At 77.5% G+C, this 5,841-nt stretch carries 6 protein-coding genes; 4 read left to right on the top strand and 2 right to left on the bottom strand.

Annotation, left to right across the window (positions count from 1 at the left end):
- The coding region (locus KBA23_RS15205) for a hypothetical protein (RefSeq protein ID WP_290742618.1) at positions 1-289 on the bottom strand (289 nt) is incomplete at its 3' end.
- Between the two features lie 142 nt (positions 290-431).
- On the opposite strand from KBA23_RS15205, the gene KBA23_RS15200 reads away from it, so the two are divergent.
- Together KBA23_RS15200 and KBA23_RS15195 are read left to right on the top strand one after the other, a co-directional pair.
- Positions 432-866 (top strand): DUF1489 domain-containing protein, encoded by a 435-nt coding sequence (locus KBA23_RS15200; RefSeq protein ID WP_290742615.1) that lies wholly within the window; start codon positions 432-434, stop codon positions 864-866.
- Entirely contained in the window at positions 863-1,318 is a 456-nt protein-coding gene (locus KBA23_RS15195) for a hypothetical protein (RefSeq protein ID WP_290742612.1), read from the top strand. The genes KBA23_RS15200 and KBA23_RS15195 overlap by 4 nt, the downstream gene beginning before the upstream one ends.
- A gap of 32 nt (positions 1,319-1,350) precedes the next feature.
- Here KBA23_RS15195 and meaB read toward each other — a convergent pair whose 3' ends face one another.
- Positions 1,351-2,349: a methylmalonyl Co-A mutase-associated GTPase MeaB gene (gene meaB / locus KBA23_RS15190; protein WP_290742621.1), complete on the bottom strand. Its 999-nt coding sequence runs from the start codon at positions 2,347-2,349 to the stop codon at positions 1,351-1,353.
- 138 nt (positions 2,350-2,487) lie between these two features.
- Between meaB and KBA23_RS15185 the strand changes: the two genes are divergently transcribed.
- Both KBA23_RS15185 and hrpB read left to right on the top strand, forming a co-directional pair.
- Positions 2,488-3,213: a DUF3108 domain-containing protein gene (locus KBA23_RS15185; RefSeq protein ID WP_290742609.1), complete on the top strand. Its 726-nt coding sequence runs from the start codon at positions 2,488-2,490 to the stop codon at positions 3,211-3,213.
- An 8-nt stretch (positions 3,214-3,221) separates the two neighbouring features.
- A complete protein-coding gene (hrpB, locus tag KBA23_RS15180; RefSeq protein WP_290742606.1) occupies positions 3,222-5,729 on the top strand; it encodes an ATP-dependent helicase HrpB in 2,508 nt (835 codons plus the stop codon).
- The last annotated feature ends 112 nt before the right edge of the window (positions 5,730-5,841 follow it).

The raw sequence follows: 5,841 nt of genomic DNA, 5'->3' as shown, positions 1-5,841 counted from the left end.
TGATCAGCGTCACCTCGTCGATGCCCGCCCCGGCCGCCGAGTTGATCCGCCCGCCCGGGATGAACCCTCGCTCCAGCGCCGAGAGGAAGACCGGCTCCCACGTCGCCGGCTCCGCCTCCACCGCCGCGAGCGCGCGCGCCACCCGCGCCCGCACGGCGCGCGCCATCTCCGGCCCGTCGAGGTCGCGCTCGGCCCCCTTGGCGTACTTCTCCCGCAGGACGTCGAGCGAGACCTCCTGCCAGCCGAGCCCTTCCATGGCGTCGAAGCCGCGCGGATCCGACTTGTTCATCGCGAGCCTCTCGTCGGGGGGTCGGGGGTGGAAAGATAGGCGCGCGCCCTGCCCCGGTCAATGCGCGGACCCTTGTCGCTCCCCGCCGACCCGCGCTATCTTGGGGGCGACAGCCAGCGGACCATCTGGATATGGGGCCTCCATGGGCAGGCAAGGGCTCAACCTGATCAAGCTCTGCGTCGGCGCCGAAAGCGTCGAGGACCTCGCCGAATGGCAGGCCGCGCGCATCGCCGAGACCGGAAGCACGCCCGCCCACGTCACCCGCATGTGGCCGAGGAAGGCCGACGAACTGCTGGCCGGCGGCTCGCTCTACTGGGTGATCAAGGGCTTCGTGCTCTGCCGCCAGCGCCTCGTCGGGCTCGAGCCGCGCGAGGGCGCCGACGGCGTGCGCCGCTGCGCGCTGATGCTCGACCGCGAGATCGTGCGCACCGCCGCCGCGCCGCGCCGCCCGTTCCAGGGCTGGCGCTACCTGCGCGCCGCCGACGCCCCGCGCGATCTCGGCGCGGAGGCGGGCGCCGCCCGCTCCGAACTGCCGCCGGCGCTCCTCGCCGGGCTCGACGCCGTGGGCGTGCTGTGAGACGCGCCCGCCCCGCCCTCATCGCCGGCGCGACCGCGCTGGCCCTCGGCGCCGGACCCGCCGCCTCCGCCGCGACGGGCTTCGACTGGGACGAACTCGGCGCGCGCTTCTGCGAGGTCTCGACCAGCGGCTCGCTCGCCGAGATGCGGCCGCTCCTGACCGACGCGCTCGTGCAGGAGATCACCTTCGCCTTCGCGCGCGCCGGCGAGGCGCCGCCGCCGACCCTGTTCCAGACCTATTCCGATCCGGTCCCGGTCTGCCGGGCCACGACCCGCAACGCCGCGCTGGTGGAGATCGTCCGCTCGGGCGCCCGCGGCACGCCGGCCTGGACCGAATACCTCGTCGTCGTGCCGGAGACCGACGGCACCACCCGCATCGACGACGTCCTCTTCGCCACCCGCCGCAGCGACACCCTGCGCGCCCGCCTCAAGGCGCTGGCCGGCGGAGGCTGACGCGCCGCCGCGCCGGGGCGCCATTCCCGAAACTAGCCCCGCCCCGGCGATCCGATCTCGTCGAGCAGCGCCTCCGCCGCCACGTCCGGCGCGATCCGGCCGGCGCCCACGGCGCGGGCGAGTTCGGCGCGGCGGCCCGACAGCGCCGGGTCGGCGGCCAGCCGCGCCAGCAACCCCGTCTCGATCGCCTCCGCGAACCAGCGTTCCGCCTGCGCCCGCCGGCGCGCGGCAAAGGCCCCGTTGCCGCGCCGCGCCGCGGCCAGCGCCAGCACGTCGGCCCAGGCCTCGTCGAGCCCCGCCCCGGTCAGCGCCGAGACGCAGCGCGCGCTCGGGAACCCGTCCGGGTCGCCGGCCTTGCGCCGCATCAGCCGGAGCGCCCCGGCGTAGTCGGCCCGCGTCCGCATCGCCGCCGCCTGCAACGCCCCGTCGGCCTTGTTGACGAGGATGAGGTCGGCCATCTCCATCACGCCGCGCTTCACGCCCTGAAGCTCGTCGCCCCCCGCCGGCGCGAGCAGCAGCACGAAGACGTCGGTCATCTCCGCCACCAGCGTCTCGGACTGGCCGACGCCGACCGTCTCGACGATCACCGTGTCCGCGCCCCAGGCCTCGACGACGAGAATCGTCTCGCGCGTCCGGCGCCCGACCCCCCCGAGCGCCGCCTGGCTCGGCGAGGGGCGGATGAACACCCCCGGGGCCCGCGCCAGCTGCTCCATCCGGGTCTTGTCGCCGAGGATCGAACCGCCGGAGCGCGCCGAGGACGGATCGACCGCCAGCACCGCGATCCGCGCGCCGCCCCCGGCGAGGCGAAGGCCCAGCGCCTCGATGAAGCTCGACTTGCCGACGCCCGGGGTGCCGGAAAGCCCGACCCGCAGCGTCGGCGGATCGCGCGGCGGCAGGCGCGACAACAGCGCCCGCGCCGCGACGCGGTGGTCGGGGCGCGTCGATTCCACCAGGGTGATCGCCTGCGCCAGCGCGCGGCGGTCGCCCGCGAGCAGCCGCTCCGCCAGCGCGGCGGCCTCCTCGCCGTCGATCCGTCTCACGATTCCATCACCGCCTGCCGCCGCCCCTTGGCCTCGCCGCCGGATCGAGGCATACCCCGCGGAAAAAGCCGCTTGCAACCGCGCTCGCCCTCCGGTGGCGGGCGCCCGCCCCGGGAAGGACGAGCGCCCATGCCTCTGCGTCCCCTTCGCCTCGCCGCCGCCGCCGCCGCGTTCCTCGCGGCCGGCGCCGCCACGCCCGCCGGCGTCGCCGGCGCCCAGGTCTACGACCTCGCCATCTCCGGCATCCCGATCGGCACGGTGACGCTCCGCGGCGAACAGTCCGGCAAGGACTACCGCGCCACCGGCAAGATCACCCCGACGGCGCTGATCAGCGCGCTGACCAGCTACAGCTTCGACGGCGTCGCCTCCGGCGTGGTCGATGGCGGCGGCAAGGTGCAGCCGGTCCGCTTCAGCGCCGATTCCACGTCGCCCCGCGCCGCCCGCCGCACCGAGATCGAATGGAGCGGCGCGACGCCGGTCAAGGTCTCGGTCGTGCCGCCGCGCAAGCACGCGCCCGATCCGAACGGCGTCGTCGGCGCGCTCGACCCGGTCTCGGCGAGCTTCGCCCTGCTGCGCGACGCCCCGGTCGAGCGGATCTGCGCGACCAGCATCGACGTCTTCGACGGCTCGCGCCGCTCCCGCCTGACGCTCGGCGAGCCCGTCGCGACCGGCGACGGGCGCTTCAGCTGCGCCGGGATCTACGCCCAGCTCGAAGGCGAGAAGCAGAGCTTCGCGACCGAAGCCGAATACCCCTTCACGCTGATCTTCGGCCCGGGCGCGGGCGAAATGCTCCAGCTCGAGCGGATCGAGACCCGGACCCGCTTCGGCCCCGCGGTCGTGACCCGCCGCGGCTGACGGCCGCCTTGCCGCTTCCGATCGAGCCGGCCCTGCCGGCGCTCGTCGCCGCGCTGAACGCGGCGGGCCGCGCCGTCCTGCACGCGCCCCCCGGCGCCGGCAAGACCACCCGCGTCCCCCTCCGCCTGCTCGACGAGAACTGGCCCGGCCGCATCGTCATGCTGGAGCCGCGCCGCGTCGCCGCCCGCGCCGCCGCCGAGCGGCTGGCCGAGGCGCTCGGCGAGCCCGTCGGCCGCAGCGTCGGCTACCGCATCCGCGGCGAGAGCGTCGCGGGCGCCCGGATCGAGGTGGTCACCGAGGGCGTGCTGACCCGGATGCTCCAGTCCGACCCCGAGCTTTCCGGCGTCGCCTGCCTGATCTTCGACGAATTCCACGAGCGCGCGCTCCAGGCCGACCTCGGCCTCGCCCTCGCGCTCGAGGTCCGGGGCGCGCTCCGCCCCGACCTGCGCCTCCTCGTCATGTCCGCGACCCTCGACGTCGGCCCGGTCGCAGCACTGCTCGGCGACGCGCCGGTGGTGGCGTCGGAGGGCCGCGCATATCCGGTCGAGACGATGTGGCTCGAACGCCCCTGGTCGCGCCCCGGCCCCGGAGGCCCGCGCTATGAGGCCGCCGCCGCCGATCTCGTGCGTACGGCGCTGGCCGCGACCGAAGGCGGCGTCCTCGTCTTCCTCCCCGGCCAGGCCGAGATCGGCCGCGTCGCCGCCGCGCTCGCCCCCGGCCTGCCCGCGGACGTGACGCTCCAGCCCCTGCACGGCGGCCTGCCCTTCGCCCGCCAGCGCGCCGCGCTCGCGCCGCTGCCCGGGCGGCGGCGCCTGACGCTCGCCACCTCGATCGCCGAGACCTCGCTCACCATCCCCGACGTGCGCGTGGTGGTGGACGCCGGCCGCGCCCGCCGCGCCCGCTTCGACCCCGGATCGGGCATGTCCCGCCTCGTCACCGAGCGCGTCACCCGCGCCGAGGCCGAACAGCGCCGCGGCCGCGCCGGCCGGGTCGCTCCGGGCTGGTGCTTCCGGATGTGGACCCGCGGCGAGGAAGGCGCGCTCGCCGCCTTCGCGCCGCCGGAGATCGCCGCCGCCGACCTCGCCGGCCTCGCGCTCGAACTGGCGCTCTGGGGCGCGGGCGACGCGACGGGACTGCCGTTCCTGACCCCGCCCCCGGCCCCGGCGCTGGCGGAGGCGCGCGCGCTCCTCGCCGAACTCGGCGCGCTCGACGCCGCCGGCGCGATCACCGCCCACGGCCGACGCCTCGCGGCGCTGCCGCTGCACCCGCGCCTCGGCCACATGCTGCTCGTCGCCGCCGGCCGGGACGCCGCCCCGCTCGCCGCCGACCTCGCCGCACTGCTGCAAGCCCGCGACCCGGTCCGCGGCGTCGCCGGGCGCGCCCCGGCCGACGTGGCGCTGCGCCTCGCCGCGCTGGCCGACCCGGGCCGCGTCGCGGCCGAGCGCCCGGTCGAGGTGGATCGCGCCGGCGTCGAGGCCATCCGGGCCGAGGCCCGCCGCCTGCGCGCCCTCGTCCGCGGCCAAGGCGGCCCCGACCGGACCGGCGGCGCGGCCCTGTCGCCCGGCGGCGCGCTGTCGCTCGCCTATCCCGACCGGATCGGCCGCCGGCGCTCCGGCGAGGCCCCGCGCTTCCTGCTCTCCGGCGGCAAGGGCGCGGCGCTGCCGGAGGCCGATCCGCTGGCGCGCGCGCCATGGCTCGTCGCCGCCGATCTCGACGGCGACCCGCGCGAGGCCGCGATCCGCCTCGCCGCCCCGCTGACCGAAGCCGAAGTCCGCGCCCTGCACGCCGACCGCCTGCGCGCCGAAACGACCTGCGAATGGTCGCGCCGCGACCGGGCCGTGCGCGCGCGCGAGCGCCTGACGCTCGGCGCCGTGGCGCTGGAGGACCGCCCCTGGTCCGCGCCGGCCGAGGCCGTCGCCGCGGCGGTGGTCGAGGGGCTGCGCGACCTCGGACCCGCGGCGCTGCCCTGGACCCCGGCGCTCCGCCGCCTCGCCGCCCGCGTCGAATGGCTGCGCGCGCAGGGCGAGGCGCTGCCGGACTTCTCCGAGCCGGGCCTGATGGCCGATCTCGACGCCTGGGCCGCGCCGTTCCTCGGCGCGATCGCCCGCGCCGAGCAGTTCGACCGCATCCCCCTCGGCCCCGCCCTCGACGCCCGGCTCGGGCATGACGGCCGCCGCAGGCTCGACCGCCTCGCGCCGCCCGAGATCGTCGCGCCGACCGGAACCCGCCTGCCCGTCGACTACGGCGGCGCGGCCCCCTCCGTCGCCGTGCGCCTGCAGGAGATGTTCGGTCTGACGATCCACCCGACGGTCGGCCCCGGCCGGACGCCGCTGGTGCTCGAACTCCTGTCGCCGGCCCAGCGCCCGGTGCAGACCACCGCCGACCTCCCCGGCTTCTGGGCGTCCTCCTACGCCGACGTCCGGCGCGAACTCCGCGGCCGCTACCCGCGCCACCCCTGGCCCGAGGATCCGGCCGCCGCCGCGCCCACCCGCCGCGCCAAGCCGCGCGGAACCTGACGCGCCCCCCGCAACGGCGAAGCGCGCGGCCGCCGCCCCGAAGCCGGCCGCACGGCCGACGCGCGCGCGCGCCCCGCGTCGACCGCCGCCCGCCGATCGCCTATGCTGGGGC

Origin of the sequence: Amaricoccus sp., assembly GCF_017995835.1 — a bacterium.
GTDB lineage: Bacteria > Pseudomonadota > Alphaproteobacteria > Rhodobacterales > Rhodobacteraceae > Amaricoccus.
This window is presented reverse-complemented; position numbering and strand designations above follow the sequence as displayed.